We start from the raw sequence: 14,464 nt of genomic DNA on the forward strand, positions 1-14,464 counted from the left end.
GGGAACAGCAACAGGGCCCGTACGTCACCGAGTCGGTTCGGTGGCGTACGGGCCCTGCCGGTCTGTCAGGCGGACCTGCCCGGCCGGAAGTCGGCCGGGGCGGGGTCAGCCGTTGCGCTTCCAGCGCGGCTTGTCGTCGCGGCGGCCGAAGGTGCCGGTGTTGGTGCCGGTGTTGGCGCCGCGGTGGTCGTCACGACGGCCGGTCGGGCGGTCGCTGCCGCCCGAGCGGAAGCCGCCCGCGGGGCGGTCGTCGCGACGGTCACGGTTGAACGGGCGGTCGCTGCCACCGGAGCGGAAGCCGCCGGAGGGGCGCTCGTCGCGACGGTCGCGGTTGAACGACGGACGGTCGTTGTCACGGCGCTCGAACGGACGGCCACCACGGTCGTCACGACGGTCGCCACCGGAGCGGAAACCACCCGAGGGGCGGTCGCCGCCGCCGGAGCGGAAACCACCGGAGGGGCGGTCGTCACGGCGGAACGAGGGGCGGTCGTTGTCGCGGCGCTCGAACGGACGGCCACCACGGTCATCGCGGCGGTCGCCACCGGAGCGGAAGCCGCCCGACGGGCGGTCGTCACGGCGGAACGAGGGGCGGTCGTTGTCGCGGCGCTCGAACGGACGGCCACCACGGTCGTCCCGGCGGTCGCCACCGGAGCGGAAACCACCCGACGGGCGGTCGTCACGGCGGTCGCCGTTGCCACGGTAGCCACCGCGGTCGCCACCGCGGTTGTCGCGGCGCTCGTAGTTGCCCCGCTCGTCGCGGCGCTGCTCGTCACGGGCGGCCGGCTGCTCGGGCACGGAGATGGCGGCCACCAGAGCGGCCTCCGCCTCGGCGGTGACCTCGGCCACCGCCGCCTCCGGGTCCTCGCCCCGCTCGCGCGCGGCACGGGCGACCAGGCGGTCGGCCTCCTCGCGGAGCTCGACGGCGCGGCGCTGGACGCGCTCCAGCTGCTTGGTCAGGTCGGCGGCCTCGCGCTCGGCCTGCTTGGCGGCGTTGTTCGCGGAGTCGGCCTGGACCTCGGTGAGCGAACGGGCGCCGGTGATCTCGGCGACCTCCGGCTCGAAGACGCCCGCGCCCTGGACGATGTGGCGCGAGGCGTCGACGCCCGCGTCCTCCATCAGCCGGAAGATCTGGCGGCGCTGGTGCGGCAGCGCCAGCGAGACGACGACACCGGAGCGGCCGGCCCGGGCGGTACGGCCCGAACGGTGCAGGTAGTCCTTGTGGTCGCCGGCCGGGTCCACGTTCAGGACCAGGTCGATGCCGTCCACGTGGATACCGCGCGCGGCCACGTCGGTCGCGACGAGCGCGTTGACGTAACCCTTCTTGAAGTCCTCCAGGACCCGCGTACGGGCGCCCTGGGTCATGCCGCCGTGCAGCGCGTCGGCCTTCACACCGGACTCGATGAGCTGCTCGGCGATGCGGTCGGCGCCCAGCTGGGTGCGGACGAAGATGATGGTGCGGCCCTTGCGGGCGGCGATGGCGGCCGTGACCGGCGCCTTGTCCTTCGGCTTCACGACGAGGACGTGGTGCGACATGGTCGTGACGTTGCCCTGGGCGCTGTCGACCTCGTGCGTCACCGGGTTGGAGAGGTAGCGCTTGACCAGCGTGCCGATCTCGTTCTCCATGGTGGCGGAGAAGAGCATCCGCTGACCGCCACCGGGGATCTGGTCGAGCAGCTCGGTGACCTCGGGCAGGAAGCCCAGGTCGGACATCTGGTCGGCCTCGTCGAGGACGGCGACCTGGACGTCCTCCAGGGAGCAGGCGCCGCGGTTGATGATGTCGCGCAGACGGCCCGGCGTGGCGACGAGGACGTCGACACCGCGCTCCAGCGCGTAGATCTGGTTGCCCATCGACGTACCGCCGCAGACGACCTTCATCTTGAGGCCGAGCACGTCGCCGTACGGCTGCAGCGCGTCCGCGACCTGCATCGCGAGCTCACGGGTCGGGGTCAGGATGACCGCGCGCGGCTTCTTCTTCTCGGTGCGGCCACCGGCCAGCGCGGCCAGGGTTGGCAGACCGAAGGAGAGCGTCTTGCCGGAGCCCGTACGGCCACGGCCGAGGATGTCCTTGCCGGCCAGGGCGTCCGGGATGGTCGCGGCCTGGATCGGGAACGGGGTGGTGACGCCGTTCTGCGCGAGCTTGCGGACGATGCCGTCCGGCAGGCCCAGGTCGCCGAAGGTGACGGTCGGCTCGGCGTCGGCCTCGGGGGCCTTGTCAGCCTCGGGGGCCGTGTCGGCCTCGTCCGAGTCCGCCGGCTTGTTGTCCTCGGTGATGAAGTCGGCGACGGACTTCTCGGCCGCCTTCTCCGCCACCGGAGCCTGCTCGGCCGCGGCAGCGGCCGCACCTGCCGGGGCCTCGGTCACAGCGGACTCGACGAGCTCGGTGAGCTCGGCGTTGTCGATGTTCTCGGGCATGACGGTGCGGTCAGAACTGGAAATTGACATGCGAAATGCGAAACCTTCCGGAGTCTCGGCACGCGCCCATAACTCCGTGATTCGCAATTTCGACCGCCTCAATGCGGTCCAGCCACGGCAAGGGAGAGTACGCGCCACACGGCGCTCTTCTGTGTCGGCGCCGGGCAATGGGATCAAACGATCTACTACCATACGCACTCCCACCCACTTTGCGCAACCCGACCCCCTCTCCGCCGCCGCTACACCGGCCTCACCTGCGGTGATGCCTCCGGTGTCCGCAACGGCCGGCTCTCCTCCGCACCGTCCATCGACTGCGTACGGAACTGCGCGGCGGGCGAGGCGGAGGGAGGCGGCTCGGGAGGTTCGGTGGGTGCGGGTGGTTCGGGTTCCGGGTCCGGATCGGGCGCGGGCGGCGGAGCGGGCGGCTCCGGAACGACCGGCGGCGGCTCACCCGGGCCCGGCGCGGACGGCGCCGGGGCCGGCGGGCGGCCGGGGCGGGAGGGCTGCGGGGCGCCGGGCTCGGGGCGTGGGCCGCCGCTCTTCGCTGAGGCCGACGGCGCGGCGCCGGACGCTTTCGGGCTCGGCGTGCCCTTGGGGTTCTTCGGGTCCGCGTCGGCGGCCCCGGCGGTGTCGGAGTCGGAGTGGGTGTGGGCGTCACCGCCGCGGTGGCCGGCGCCGCCGGATCCGGCCACCGTCCCACCGTCCGGCTCGACGGCCCGGCCCTTCGAGCCGGAGGAGCCCGAGCCCGAGGGCCCCGGGTCGGCGCCGCCGTCGCCGACGCTCATACAGCCGGTGGACGCGACGATCGTCAACGCGGTGACGGCTGCCCAACGGGCAGGAACGGACAGCTTGTGCACGGGTGGCACCTCCGGGGCGAGGGGAGCGGGGGCGGAGAAAGGGCTGGGCGGGGGAGCCGTACGGCACGGAGTACGGGAGTGCGGAGCACGCACCCCGTACGCGGTGGCGGTTTCCGTGCCCAACTCCCCGTACGCGGTGGCGGTTGCCGTGCCCAACTCCCCGGACCCCGCCGGAGACACGCCCGCAGCGCCTCGGACCGAGCCCGGAAGCCCGAAGTCCCGGCGCCACAGGGCCGGCGCCCCTACCCCGCCCAGCCCCCCACCAGCTCAGCCCCCAGAAACACCGCCCCCAACGCCACCAGCAACGACGCCAGCACATTCGCCACGGCCAGGAAGGCCCGGCCCGTCTCGGCCAGGCGCAGGGTCTCGTACGAGAGCGTCGAGTACGTCGTCAGCGCCCCGCACAGCCCCGTCGCCAGCAGCGCGTACGCCGGCGAGGAGACCGCGGCCCCGGTCAGGATGCCGAGCAGCAGGCTGCCCGCCGCGTTGGCCGTGAACGTGCCCCACGGGAAGGCGTACGCGACGCCCCGGCCCTGATGCGCCTGGACCGCCCGGTCCGTCAGATAGCGCAGCGGCGCGCCGACCGCCCCGCCGGCCACCACCAGCAGCCAGTTCACGCGACCGGACCCCCCTCCCGTACGCCCGGGGCGCCCCGGTCCAGCAGCCGCCTCGTCGCCACCGCCGCCACCCACACCGCCGCCAGCGCCGACACCGCCGTCCCGGCCATGTACGCCACCGCCGCCACCCGCTCCTGACGGACCAGCAGGCCCGAGACATCGGCCGCGTACGTCGAGAAGGTCGTGAACCCGCCGAGTACGCCGACCCCGAGGAACGGCCGGACCAGCGGATGCGTCACCCGGCCGCGCTCGACGGTCAGCACCATCAGGACGCCGATGAGGGCGCAGCCGGTCACGTTGACGGTGAACACCGTCCACGGGAAGCGGCCGCCTGCCACCGGCCAGAGCACCAGCGCCCCGTACCGCGCGAGCGCCCCGAGCGCGCCGCCCGCCGCGACCGCGCCCAGCACCCGGGGCTGCGCGGCGGCGGGCGGTCCGGGCTCCGGAAGTTCCTCCGGCGCCTGCTCGCTCACCCGTACCCCAGGGCGTGCAGCCGCTCGTCGTCGATGCCGAAGTGGTGCGCGATCTCGTGGACCACGGTGATCTCGGTCTCGGCCACCACGTCCTCGTGCGTCTCGCACATGCGCAGGGTCGGGCCGCGGTAGATGGTGATCCGGTCCGGCAGCACCCCGGCGTACCACTCGCCGCGGTCGGTGAGCGGCGTGCCCTCGTAGAGCCCGAGCAGGTCGGGGTCGCCGGGCTCCGGCTCGTCCTCGACGAAGACCGCCACGTTGTCCATGAGCCGCATCAGCTCCGGCGGAATCCGGTCAAGTGCCTGGCTCACCAGCTCTTCGAACTGCTCCCGCGTCATCTCCAGCACACCGCCATTGTCACGTACCGGGGCCCGCCACGGGCAGGTGGCGGTGGACCGCGCCCGGCTCTCCGCATGGCCGGGCCCTGACCGGGGCATACGCGCCCAATGGTCCGCGCCCCGTTCCGTGCCGCAGCCGACCGCGTACGGCACCTCCTCAGCCCGTCCGCCCGCCCGAAGGCCGCGTCACGCAAGCCCGCCACCGGCGACCTGACGGAATCCGGCCATCGGAGGCCGTACGTACGCGCCCTCTCGATGCTCGCCGTCGTCGTGCTCGGGGCGTGGCTCGGGCTGCTCGCCGTCGGGTCCATCCGTACGCCGGTCGGCCCCATGGACACCGACATGACCCTGCGGCCGTCCCTCACCGGCGGCAGCAAGATCAACGTGTCGCCGCTCGGTGCGCTGGAGCTGGACTCGCACATCGCGCCGCTCCGCCTCGACGTGGACGTGGACCGTCTCGACCCGGTGCGCTCGCAGGCCCTGGTGGACCAGCCGGAACGGTTCTCCGGCCTCCAGGACGAGGTCACCCGGGACGTCGCCGCCGGCACCCGTGAGCTGGCGTTGCGCTCCTGTGTCGCCGTGATCTCCGGCGCGACCGCGCTCGGCCTCGTCGTCTACCGCCGCCCGCGCCGCGCCCTGGCCGCCGGCGGCCTCGCGCTCACCCTGCTGGCCGCGTCGGGCGTCAGCGCGTACGCCACCTGGAACCCGAAGTCCGTCCTGGAGCCCAAGTTCTCCGGCCTGCTCTCCAGCGCCCCGTCCCTCGTCGGCGACGCGCGCTCGATCGTCACCGAGTTCGACATCTACCAGCAGGAACTGGCCCGCCTGGTCACCAACGTCACCCGGCTGTACGACGCCACCTCGACGCTCCCCGTCTACCAGCCGGACCCCGGCACCATCCGCGCCCTGCACGTCTCCGACATCCACCTGAACCCGGCGGCCTGGCACATCATCGCCTCGCTCGTCGAGCAGTACGAGATCGACGTGATCATCGACTCCGGCGACACGATGGACCACGGCTCGGCGGCGGAGAACGGGTTCCTCGACCCGATCCGCGACCTCGGCGCGCCGTACGTCTGGGTGCGCGGCAACCACGACTCCAAGGTCACGCAGGCGTACCTGGAGAAGTTCCGGAACGTACGCGTCCTGGACAACGGCCGGGCCGTGAACGTGGCCGGACTCCGCATCGCCGGCACCGGCGACGCCTCCTTCACCCCGGACCGCACCCGGCCGGTCGGCGGCAAGGCGGCCGCCGAACTGGAGGGCGCGCGCCTGGCGACCTCGCTCCGCGACCAGGAGCAGGCCGGCACCCCGGTCGACATCGCCGTCGCCCACGACCCGGCCACCGCCCGCCAGACCGACGGCACCGTCCCGCTGGTCCTCGCCGGCCACCTCCACAACCGGGTCAACAAGCAGCTCGCGCTCGGTACGCGGCTCAAGGTCGAGGGCTCCACGGGCGGCGGCGGGCTGCGCGCGGTGCAGAACGACAAGCCCGAGAAGGTACGCGCCTCGGTGCTCTACCTGGACCGCGAGACCCGCCGCCTCCAGGCCTGGGACGAGATCACGCTCGGCGGCCTCGGACTGACTACGGCCGAGGTCAGCCGCCATCTCCCGGAGGAGAACCTGAAGAAGGACACCCCCGCCTCCCCCTCCCCCACGCCCTCTCCGAGCGGCTCTCCGGGGCGGCCGACGCCCTCGCCGTAAACCGTTTTGGCGATAGCTCCACCCATCCCATATGCTTCTCACGTCCCCGACGCGCTGCGAAGCGAACCGGCGGGCCAATAGCCCTCATCGTCTAGTGGCCCAGGACGCCGCCCTTTCAAGGCGGTAGCACGGGTTCGAATCCCGTTGGGGGCACGTTTCACCATGTGCGAGACTTGTTTCGCACATTGCTTGGTCCTGTGGAGCAGTTTGGAGTGCTCGCCACCCTGTCAAGGTGGAGGCCGCGGGTTCAAATCCCGTCAGGACCGCTGCAGTCTCTGTGACTGCGTGGCTGGGTAGCTCAGTTGGTACGAGCGATCGCCTGAAAAGCGATAGGTCGCCGGTTCGATCCCGGCCCCAGCCACCAATGAGAACGTCCCGGACGGTATACCGTCCGGGACGTTCTCGTTATGTACCCCGCCAGGCACGTCCCGTCAGCGCCCTGGCGGCCCCAGGGCTTCCCGCGCCGCCAGGGCGCTGACGTGTCGCCCGGTACATGACATCTACCCAGAGCCGGCCGGCCGGACGCGACGGGCGGCACCGGCCGAGGCGGCGTTCCTCCGACGCGGGACCGCCACAGCCGGGCGCGCGCGCGGCTGTCGTGCACGGCCTGTTCGAACCAGGGCCGGTGAACCTCCTCGGCGAGCCGTACGGCCCGCTCACTCTGCTCCACGCCCACCTCCCGATGCCCGTGGAGCAGTTCCGCCGGCGCGAAGGCGCGCTGGAGAGCGAGCGACATGCCGCGCCCGTACAGCGGGTCGGTGACGCAGGCGGCGTCCGGGCCAGGGCAACCTCGAACAACTCCACTCCGACCTGGTCCTGCTGGACCGGCTGGGCGCCCAGTACGTCGGGCTCGACACCGAACTGGGCGACCATCAGCGGCGACGCCCGGCCGAGGACGACTGGGCCGTCTTCGAGCACCTGGCCGATACGGTGCTCGACACCACCGGTGAGTCGCTCCGCTGACCTGGACCCGTTCTCACCTCTTCCCGGTCTCCTCCACCACCGGCTCACGCCGCCGCCAGGCCCGTAGGCCGATAACCAGCAGCACCACCAGCACCACCGACCCCAGCAGCACCGCGTCCGGCACGCGCTCGCCGAGCTTCTGCGCCCACTGCTCCACCGCGAACGAGCTGTCGACCCCGAGCAGGCCGGGCAGGGCGGTCGTTCCGTCGTACACGAGGAAGAGCGCGCCCAGGCCGATGAAGAACAGGCCCGAGAGCAGCGAGGTCGTGTGCAGCTGGAACCGGCCGCCGAGCTGGACGGTCCGGCCGCGCAGCCAGGTGCGGCGGCCCAGGTCGAAGCGCTCCCAGAGCAGGGCGAGGACGAAGAGCGGTACGGCCATGCCGAGCGCGTAGACCGCCAGCAGCAGCCCGCCGTAGACCGGGCTGCCGCTGACCGCCGCCACGGTGAGGACGCCGCCGAGGATCGGGCCGGCGCAGAAGCCGGCCAGGCCGTAGACCGCGCCCAGCGCGTAGACGGAGAAGGCGGTGGTCGGGCGGATGCGGCCGCTGATCTCCGCCATCCGCTTCGACGCGAAGCCCAGGCCGACGATCTGCGCGACGCCGAGCGCGATGATCAGCCAGCCCGCGCCCGTGACCAGGGCGTCGCGGTGGCCGTAGAAGAGCCGGCCCGCGTACGAACCGGCGGCGCCGAGCGGGACGAGGGTGGTGGCGAGCCCGGCGTAGAAGATGCCGGTACGGGCGAGCAGGCGCGAGGTGGAGTCGATGGAGTACGCGAAGAAGGCCGGGAGCAGCAGCGCGCTGCACGGGCTGACCAGGGCGAGCAGCCCACCGAGGAAGGCGGCGAAGTAGCCGATGTCCGGCGTCACTTGGCGGAGCCCTCGGAACCCTCGGAGTCCCCGGAGCCCGTGGCCGTGTCCTCGGTGGCTCCTGCCCCCGCGGTGGTCCTCGCCTGCTCCGCCGCCGCCTCGATCGCGCGCGTGAACGTCTCCTTCGGCTGCGCTCCCGCGATCGGGCGGCCGTTGATCAGGAACGACGGCGTGGACGTGGCACCGATCCCGTACGCCTGCTCCTGGTCCTTCGCGACGGCGGCGCGGGCGGCCTCGCCGTCCAGGTCCTTCATGAACCGGGCCAGGTCCTTGACCCCGGCCTCCCGCGCGAGCGCCTTGACCCGGTCCTTGGAGAATCCCTTCTCCTTCGCCCCTTCGGCGTAGGCGGCCGCGTGGAACTCCCAGAAGCGGCCCTGCTGACCTGCCGCCCAGGACCCGCGCGCGGCGTTCTCGGACTCCTCGCCGAAGATCGGGAAGTTGCGCCACTCGATGCGCAGCGTGCCGTCCTCCACGTACTCCTTGATCAGTTCGGGCTCGGTGTCACGGGCGAACTTGCCGCAGTAGCCGCACTTGAAGTCGGCGTACTCGATCAGCACGACCGGCGCGTCCGCGCGGCCGACCGCCAGCTTGTCGCCGGCGTCGCGGCGGGCCAGCTTCGCGAGCTCCGGGTAGACGCCCGCCTGCGGATCGGCGGAGACCTCGGCGGCGGAAGCGGTCTCCGTCGAGGGGCTGTCGGGAACGGTGGCCTTGTAGGAGGCGAAGCCGAGGAGCGCGGCGGCGGTGACGATCACCGCGCCGTAGACGAGAGGCTTCTTCGATCCGGCGGTGGACTTCTTGGGCGTGGGCATGCGGGACTCCGTGCGAAAGGTGAGCGAAAGAGAGGGTGCGGGTCAGGCGGTGGGCCGGCCTACACCCTCAGCACGGAGAGCTCGACGGGGGTCGGAGTGGCGCGGACCGGGGCCCGGACCCGTATCCCCGGCGTCTCCTCTGCGGACAGCGCGCCCGTCGCGGCGGGCAGGCCCCACGGGGCGAGGCCAGGAGCCTGGTCGTACGTTCCACGGGCCCGGGCCGGAACGGCGGGCGCGCTGTCGTGGTCGCCGGGCTTCCCGCAGCCGGGGACGCCGGGGTCGGGAATGGCGGCCGCCCGTACGGCGCTGGCCGGCGTGCCCGCGTCGACAGCCTTCACGGCGGGAGCCGGAGCCGCGTGAGCCGGAGCCGCGGGAGCCGGAGCCGCGGGAGCCGGAGCGACGTGAGCCGGAGCGGCTGCCCCTGTAGCGACCGCGACGCTCTCAGAGGGTGAGGCGTCAGCATAAGAAGGAGCCAGGCCCACCGGTCCGCACAGCAGCCCCAGCACGATCGCGAGCAGCGCCGTCAGGCAGCACCACTGCGTACGGGACACGGGACCGGCACCTTTCGTGCGGGGAGGCTGAGCGTTCGACTGCCCGAAATGGTACGTGGCACGTGACGCAGTCCGCCCGAAATGCGGTCGCCACTCCTCACGCCCGGGTGAGATCCTGGGATCCGTATGTCTACTTCCTTCGCCGATCTCCAGTCCCAGCTCGGACAGCTCTCGCTCCGCGACGCGAACCGGCTCGGCCGGCGCCTCGAAGGAGCGCGCCGCATCCGCAAGCCCGAGGCCCGCCAGTCCGTGCTGGACGAGATCGCGGCCGAGGCGGGCAAGGCGGCCGAACGGCTCGCCACGCGCGCGGCCCGGCTGCCGGCCCTGTCGTACCCGGAAGAGCTGCCGGTCTCCCAGAAGAAGGACGAGATCCTGGAGGCGATACGCGACCACCAGGTCGTGATCGTCGCCGGTGAGACCGGGTCCGGGAAGACCACGCAGATCCCCAAGATCTGTATGGAGCTGGGACGCGGCGTACGGGGGATGATCGGGCACACCCAGCCCCGCCGGATCGCCGCGCGCACGGTCGCGGAGCGCGTCGCGGACGAGCTGAAGACGCCGCTGGGCGAGACCGTCGGCTGGAAGGTCCGCTTCACCGACCAGGTGAACCCGGAGTCGACGTATCTGAAGCTGATGACGGACGGCATCCTGCTCGCCGAGATCCAGACGGACCGCGAGCTGCTGGCGTACGACACGATCATCATCGACGAGGCGCACGAGCGGTCGCTGAACATCGACTTCCTGCTCGGCTATCTGGCCCGGCTGCTGCCGAAGCGCCCCGATCTGAAGGTCGTCATCACCTCGGCGACCATCGACCCGGAGCGGTTCGCGCGCCACTTCGGCGAGGCGCCGATCGTGGAGGTCAGCGGGCGGACGTACCCCGTGGAGGTCCGCTACCGGCCCCTCCTCGAAGAGGACAGCGACGACTCCGACCGCGACCAGATCACCGCGATCTGCGACGCCGTCGACGAGCTGAGCCACGAGGCCCCCGGTGACGTGCTCGTCTTCCTCTCCGGCGAGCGCGAGATCCGGGACACGGCGGACGCGCTGAACAAGCGCAACCTCAGACATACCGAGGTGCTCCCCCTCTACGCGCGTCTCTCGCACGCCGAGCAGCACCGCGTCTTCCAGCGCCATACGGGACGCCGCATCGTCCTCGCGACGAACGTCGCCGAGACCTCGCTGACCGTTCCCGGCATCAAGTACGTGATCGACCCGGGCAACGCCCGGATCTCCCGCTACAGCCACCGCACCAAGGTCCAGCGGCTGCCGATCGAGCGGATCTCCCAGGCCAGCGCCAACCAGCGCAAGGGCCGCTGCGGCCGTACGTCGGACGGCATCTGCATCCGGCTCTACTCCGAGGACGACTTCGTCACCCGGCCGGAGTTCACCGACCCGGAGATCCTGCGGACCAACCTGGCCTCCGTCATCCTCCAGATGACCGCCGCCGGGCTCGGCGACATCGAGAAGTTCCCCTTCATCGACCCGCCGGACCACCGCAACATCCGCGACGGTGTGCAGCTGCTCCAGGAGCTCGGTGCGCTGGACCCGGCGGAGAAGGATCCGAAGAAGCGGCTCACCCCGCTCGGCCGCAAGCTCTCGCAGCTGCCCGTCGACCCGCGGCTGGCCCGGATGGTCATCGAGGCCGACAAGAACGGCTGCGCCCGCGAGGTCATGGTCATCGCCGCCGCGCTCTCCATCCAGGACCCGCGCGAGCGGCCCCAGGAGAAGCAGACCCAGGCCGACCAGAACCACGCCCGGTTCAAGGACGAGACCTCCGACTTCCTGGCCTACTTGAACCTCTGGGCCTACGTCCGCGAGCAGCAGAAGGAGCGTGGCTCGTCCTCGTTCCGCCGGATGTGCAAGCAGGAGTATCTGAACTTCCTGCGCATCCGCGAATGGCAGGACATCTACGCGCAGCTGCGTACGGTCGCCAAGCAGATGGGCATCACCGTCGAGGAGCCCAAGGGCGACGCGTCGATCCCCGAGCAGGCGGTGCACACCTCGCTGCTGGCCGGGCTGCTGTCGCACATCGGGCTGAAGGACACCGAGAAGAACGAGTACCTCGGCGCGCGCAGCGCCAAGTTCGCGATCTTCCCGGGCTCGGCGCTGTTCAAGAAGCAGCCGCGGTTCGTGATGTCGGCGGAGCTGGTGGAGACCTCGCGGCTCTGGGCGCGGGTCAACGCCAAGGTCGAGCCCGAGTGGATCGAGCCGCTGGCGCAGCACCTGCTGAAGCGCACCTACAGCGAGCCGCACTGGGAGAAGGACCAGGCCGCGGTGATGGCGTACGAGCGGGTCACGCTCTACGGCGTGCCGATCATCGCCCAGCGCAAGGTCAATTTCGGCCGCATCGACCAGGAGGCCTCGCGGGACCTCTTCATCCGCAACGCGCTGGTCGAGGGCGACTGGCGCACCCACCACCAGTTCTTCCACGACAACCGCAAACTCCTCGGTGAGGTCGAGGAGTTGGAGCACCGCGCGCGGCGCCGGGACATCCTGGTGGACGACGAGACGCTCTTCGACTTCTACGACCAGCGCATTCCGGAGCACATCGTCTCCGGGGCGCACTTCGACTCCTGGTGGAAGAACAAGAAGCGCGAGGAGCCGGACGCCCTCGACTTCGAGCGCTCCATGCTGATCAACGAGAAGGCCGGGGCCGTCACCAAGGACGACTATCCGGACTCCTGGCGGCAGGGGAAGCTCAAGTTCAATGTGACGTACCAGTTCGAGCCCGGCGCGGACGCGGACGGCGTGACCGTCCACGTCCCGCTCCAGGTTCTGAACCAGGTCACGTCCGAGGGCTTCGACTGGCAGATCCCGGGGCTGCGCGAGGAGGTCGTCACCGAGCTGATCCGCTCGCTGCCGAAGCCGATCCGCCGGCACTACGTCCCCGCGCCGAACTACGCGGACAAGTTCCTGGACCGGGCCGTCCCGCTCCAGGAGCCGCTGCCGTTCACGCTGGCCCGGGAGCTCCAGCGGATGGTCGGCGTCCCGGTCACGGCGGACGACTTCGACCTCTCCCGGGTCCCGGACCACCTGAAGATCACGTTCCGGATCGTCGACGAGCGGCGCCGCAAGGTCGCCGAGGACAAGGACCTGGAGGCGCTCAAGCTCCAGCTGCGCCCGAAGGCCCGCCAGGCGCTCTCCAAGGCCGCCGCGGCGACCGCGGGACCGTCCGGCGAGTCCATCGAGCGCTCGGGCCTCACGGACTGGACGATCGGCACGCTGAACAAGGTCTTCGAGACCAGGCGCGCCGGGCAGCCGGTGAAGGCGTACCCGGCCCTCGTGGACCAGGGCGACACCGTCGCCGTACGCCTCTTCGACACCGAGGCGGAGCAGCAGCAGGCGATGTGGCGCGGCACGCGGAAGCTGATCATGCTCAACATCCCGGTGAACCCGGCGAAGTTCGCATCGGACCGGCTGAGCAATCAGCAGAAGCTGGCGCTGTCCCGCAATCCGCACGGCTCGGTGCAGGCCCTCTTCGAGGACTGCGCCACCGCCGCCGCCGACCGGCTGATCGCCGCGTACGGGGGCCCGGCGTGGGACGAGAAGGCGTTCCGGACGCTGTACGACAAGGTGCGCGCGGACCTGGTGGACCTGACCGTCCGCACGATCGACCAGGTGCAGCAGATCCTGGCCGCCTGGCAGGCCTGCGAGCGGCGGCTGAAGTCGACGAACAGCCTGACGCTGGTCGCCAACGTCACCGACGTACGGGAGCAGCTGGCCCGGCTCGTACCGCCCGGCTTCGTCACGGCCACCGGACTGCGGCGGCTGCCCGACCTGATGCGGTACCTCGTGGCGGCCGACCGCCGGCTCCAGCAGATGCCGACGGCCGTCCAGCGGGACACCACACGGATGGCGAAGGTCCACGAGATGCAGGACGAGTACGCGTGGCTGCTCGAACAGCTCCCGCAGGGACGGCCGGTGGGCCAGGAGGTGCTGGACGTCCGCTGGATGATCGAGGAACTGCGGGTGAGCTACTTCGCGCACGCGCTGGGCACCGCGTTCCCGGTCTCGGACAAGCGGATCGTGAAGGCGATCGACGCCCTCGCGCCCTGAGGAGGAGGCCCGGGAGGCGGTGACGGTGTCGCCACCAGGAGTGAAGTCGACCTGGACCTCCCACCTCCTGTACAGTCTGGTTTCGCAGCAAGCCGCAAGGCAAGCGGCGAAAACCTGGTCCTGTGGAGCAGTTTGGAGTGCTCGCCACCCTGTCAAGGTGGAGGCCGCGGGTTCAAATCCCGTCAGGACCGCAGTGACGAAAGCCCGGATCGTTTCGATCCGGGCTTTCGCGCGTCTTGACGGCGCCTTCCGCCGCCGGTACCCCGTAGAGACGAGGCTGCCCCTGTTTCCCTCGGCGAGGGGCGGCCGGGTCCACCGGGAGGTGGCTCGCATGTCCGCGTCCACGGCACGACACGAGACCCGCGCACTGCTCCGCGCCCATCTGGCGGCCGCCTACGGCTACGGGCACCTCACCCGCCACTGCCCGGTCTGCCACCGGCTGCTGCGCCTCGCCATGGAGCCGGGAGAGAGCGGCGAAGGCGGCGAAGGGACCCGGAAGGCCGCCGGACCGGCTCCGGAACCTCCCTACGAGCCCCAGGGGCCCCGGAGCCTCTCCGGCGGCCCCACGACCGCGGAGAGCGGCTCCGTGCCGCCGGAGAGGTACGAGGACGGGCGCGAGGACACGAACGAGGCCCGGGCCGGGGGCGCCGATGGGGCCGAAAGGCCCTCCACTCCATGACCATCGGCCGGATGATTTCGCGTCCGGACAGTGGCACGCTCGGAGTTGGCAAGCATCAGGCAGTGTGACGGGTGTCACCGAAAGAGTTTTCAGACCGGGGTAGTTTACGCCTCCCCTACAACTGGCGAATTTAATATGTG

Annotated in this window: 11 protein-coding genes and 4 tRNA genes; 7 read left to right on the forward strand and 8 right to left on the reverse strand. The window is 71.4% G+C overall.

All coding sequences use genetic code 11. The annotated features are described in order from the left end of the window. Positions 1–105: 105 nt before the first annotated feature. From ACIRR8_RS08615 to ACIRR8_RS08635, 5 genes are all read right to left on the reverse strand, one after another. Complete coding sequence (locus ACIRR8_RS08615; RefSeq protein WP_404062516.1) at positions 106–2,412, reverse strand: DEAD/DEAH box helicase; 2,307 nt, start codon at positions 2,410–2,412, stop codon at positions 106–108. A 239-nt stretch (positions 2,413–2,651) separates the two neighbouring features. Then, entirely contained in the window at positions 2,652–3,269 is a 618-nt protein-coding gene (locus ACIRR8_RS08620; RefSeq protein ID WP_404060821.1) for a hypothetical protein, read from the reverse strand. Positions 3,270–3,511: 242 nt separating this feature from the next. Further along, positions 3,512–3,886: a fluoride efflux transporter FluC gene (locus tag ACIRR8_RS08625; protein WP_404060824.1), complete on the reverse strand. Its 375-nt coding sequence runs from the start codon at positions 3,884–3,886 to the stop codon at positions 3,512–3,514. After that, complete coding sequence (locus ACIRR8_RS08630; RefSeq protein WP_404060827.1) at positions 3,883–4,359, reverse strand: CrcB family protein; 477 nt, start codon at positions 4,357–4,359, stop codon at positions 3,883–3,885. Before ACIRR8_RS08630 ends, ACIRR8_RS08625 begins: the two co-directional genes overlap by 4 nt. Beyond that, entirely contained in the window at positions 4,356–4,706 is a 351-nt protein-coding gene (locus tag ACIRR8_RS08635; protein ID WP_015610126.1) for a metallopeptidase family protein, read from the reverse strand. The genes ACIRR8_RS08630 and ACIRR8_RS08635 overlap by 4 nt, the downstream gene beginning before the upstream one ends. Before the next feature lie 99 nt (positions 4,707–4,805). Between ACIRR8_RS08635 and ACIRR8_RS08640 the strand changes: the two genes are divergently transcribed. The 4 genes from ACIRR8_RS08640 to ACIRR8_RS08655 all read left to right on the forward strand — a co-directional run bounded on the left by ACIRR8_RS08640 (position 4,806) and on the right by ACIRR8_RS08655 (position 6,762). Next, positions 4,806–6,398 carry a metallophosphoesterase gene (locus ACIRR8_RS08640; protein WP_404060831.1) on the forward strand — a complete coding sequence of 531 codons (1,593 nt, stop codon included), beginning with the start codon at positions 4,806–4,808 and terminating at the stop codon, positions 6,396–6,398. A gap of 80 nt (positions 6,399–6,478) precedes the next feature. Beyond that, positions 6,479–6,551, forward strand: a tRNA-Glu gene (locus ACIRR8_RS08645). Positions 6,552–6,589: 38 nt separating this feature from the next. Beyond that, a tRNA-Asp gene (locus tag ACIRR8_RS08650) sits at positions 6,590–6,664 on the forward strand. A gap of 21 nt (positions 6,665–6,685) precedes the next feature. Continuing rightward, positions 6,686–6,762, forward strand: a tRNA-Phe gene (locus tag ACIRR8_RS08655). A 612-nt stretch (positions 6,763–7,374) separates the two neighbouring features. Here ACIRR8_RS08655 and ACIRR8_RS08660 read toward each other — a convergent pair. Genes ACIRR8_RS08660 through ACIRR8_RS08670 form a run of 3 tightly spaced genes read right to left on the reverse strand, consistent with a single transcriptional unit; the run spans position 7,375 to position 9,586 of the window. Beyond that, on the reverse strand, positions 7,375–8,226 hold the full coding sequence (locus ACIRR8_RS08660; RefSeq protein ID WP_404060833.1) for a cytochrome c biogenesis CcdA family protein: 852 nt from the start codon (positions 8,224–8,226) through the stop codon (positions 7,375–7,377). Then, positions 8,223–9,035, reverse strand: a complete 813-nt coding sequence (locus ACIRR8_RS08665; protein ID WP_404060836.1) for a DsbA family protein — start codon at positions 9,033–9,035, stop codon at positions 8,223–8,225. The genes ACIRR8_RS08660 and ACIRR8_RS08665 overlap by 4 nt, the downstream gene beginning before the upstream one ends. Positions 9,036–9,094: 59 nt before the next feature. Further along, a complete protein-coding gene (locus tag ACIRR8_RS08670; protein ID WP_404060839.1) occupies positions 9,095–9,586 on the reverse strand; it encodes a hypothetical protein in 492 nt (163 codons plus the stop codon). Between the two features lie 126 nt (positions 9,587–9,712). On the opposite strand from ACIRR8_RS08670, the gene hrpA reads away from it, so the two are divergent. The 3 genes from hrpA to ACIRR8_RS08685 all read left to right on the forward strand — a co-directional run bounded on the left by hrpA (position 9,713) and on the right by ACIRR8_RS08685 (position 14,324). Beyond that, positions 9,713–13,645 carry an ATP-dependent RNA helicase HrpA gene (hrpA, locus tag ACIRR8_RS08675; RefSeq protein ID WP_404060842.1) on the forward strand — a complete coding sequence of 1,311 codons (3,933 nt, stop codon included), beginning with the start codon at positions 9,713–9,715 and terminating at the stop codon, positions 13,643–13,645. A gap of 116 nt (positions 13,646–13,761) precedes the next feature. Then, positions 13,762–13,836: transfer RNA gene (locus ACIRR8_RS08680), tRNA-Asp, on the forward strand. 140 nt (positions 13,837–13,976) lie between these two features. Further along, positions 13,977–14,324 (forward strand): DUF6274 family protein, encoded by a 348-nt coding sequence (locus ACIRR8_RS08685; RefSeq protein ID WP_404060845.1) that lies wholly within the window; start codon positions 13,977–13,979, stop codon positions 14,322–14,324. Positions 14,325–14,464: the final 140 nt, after the last annotated feature.

The sequence above is a fragment of the Streptomyces sp. NPDC101178 genome, from assembly GCF_044767965.1.
Lineage (GTDB): Bacteria > Actinomycetota > Actinomycetes > Streptomycetales > Streptomycetaceae > Streptomyces.

Bases quoted from the DNA above. Each gene is read 5' to 3' on its own strand.
- ACIRR8_RS08615 (WP_404062516.1), bottom strand. From the start codon at position 2,412: ATGCCCGAGAACATCGACAACGCCGAGCTCACCGAGCTCGTCGAGTCC.
- ACIRR8_RS08640 (WP_404060831.1), top strand. From the start codon at position 4,806: ATGGTCCGCGCCCCGTTCCGTGCCGCAGCCGACCGCGTACGGCACCTC.
- ACIRR8_RS08665 (WP_404060836.1), bottom strand. From the start codon at position 9,035: ATGCCCACGCCCAAGAAGTCCACCGCCGGATCGAAGAAGCCTCTCGTC.
- hrpA (WP_404060842.1), top strand. From the start codon at position 9,713: ATGTCTACTTCCTTCGCCGATCTCCAGTCCCAGCTCGGACAGCTCTCG.
- ACIRR8_RS08685 (WP_404060845.1), top strand. From the start codon at position 13,977: ATGTCCGCGTCCACGGCACGACACGAGACCCGCGCACTGCTCCGCGCC.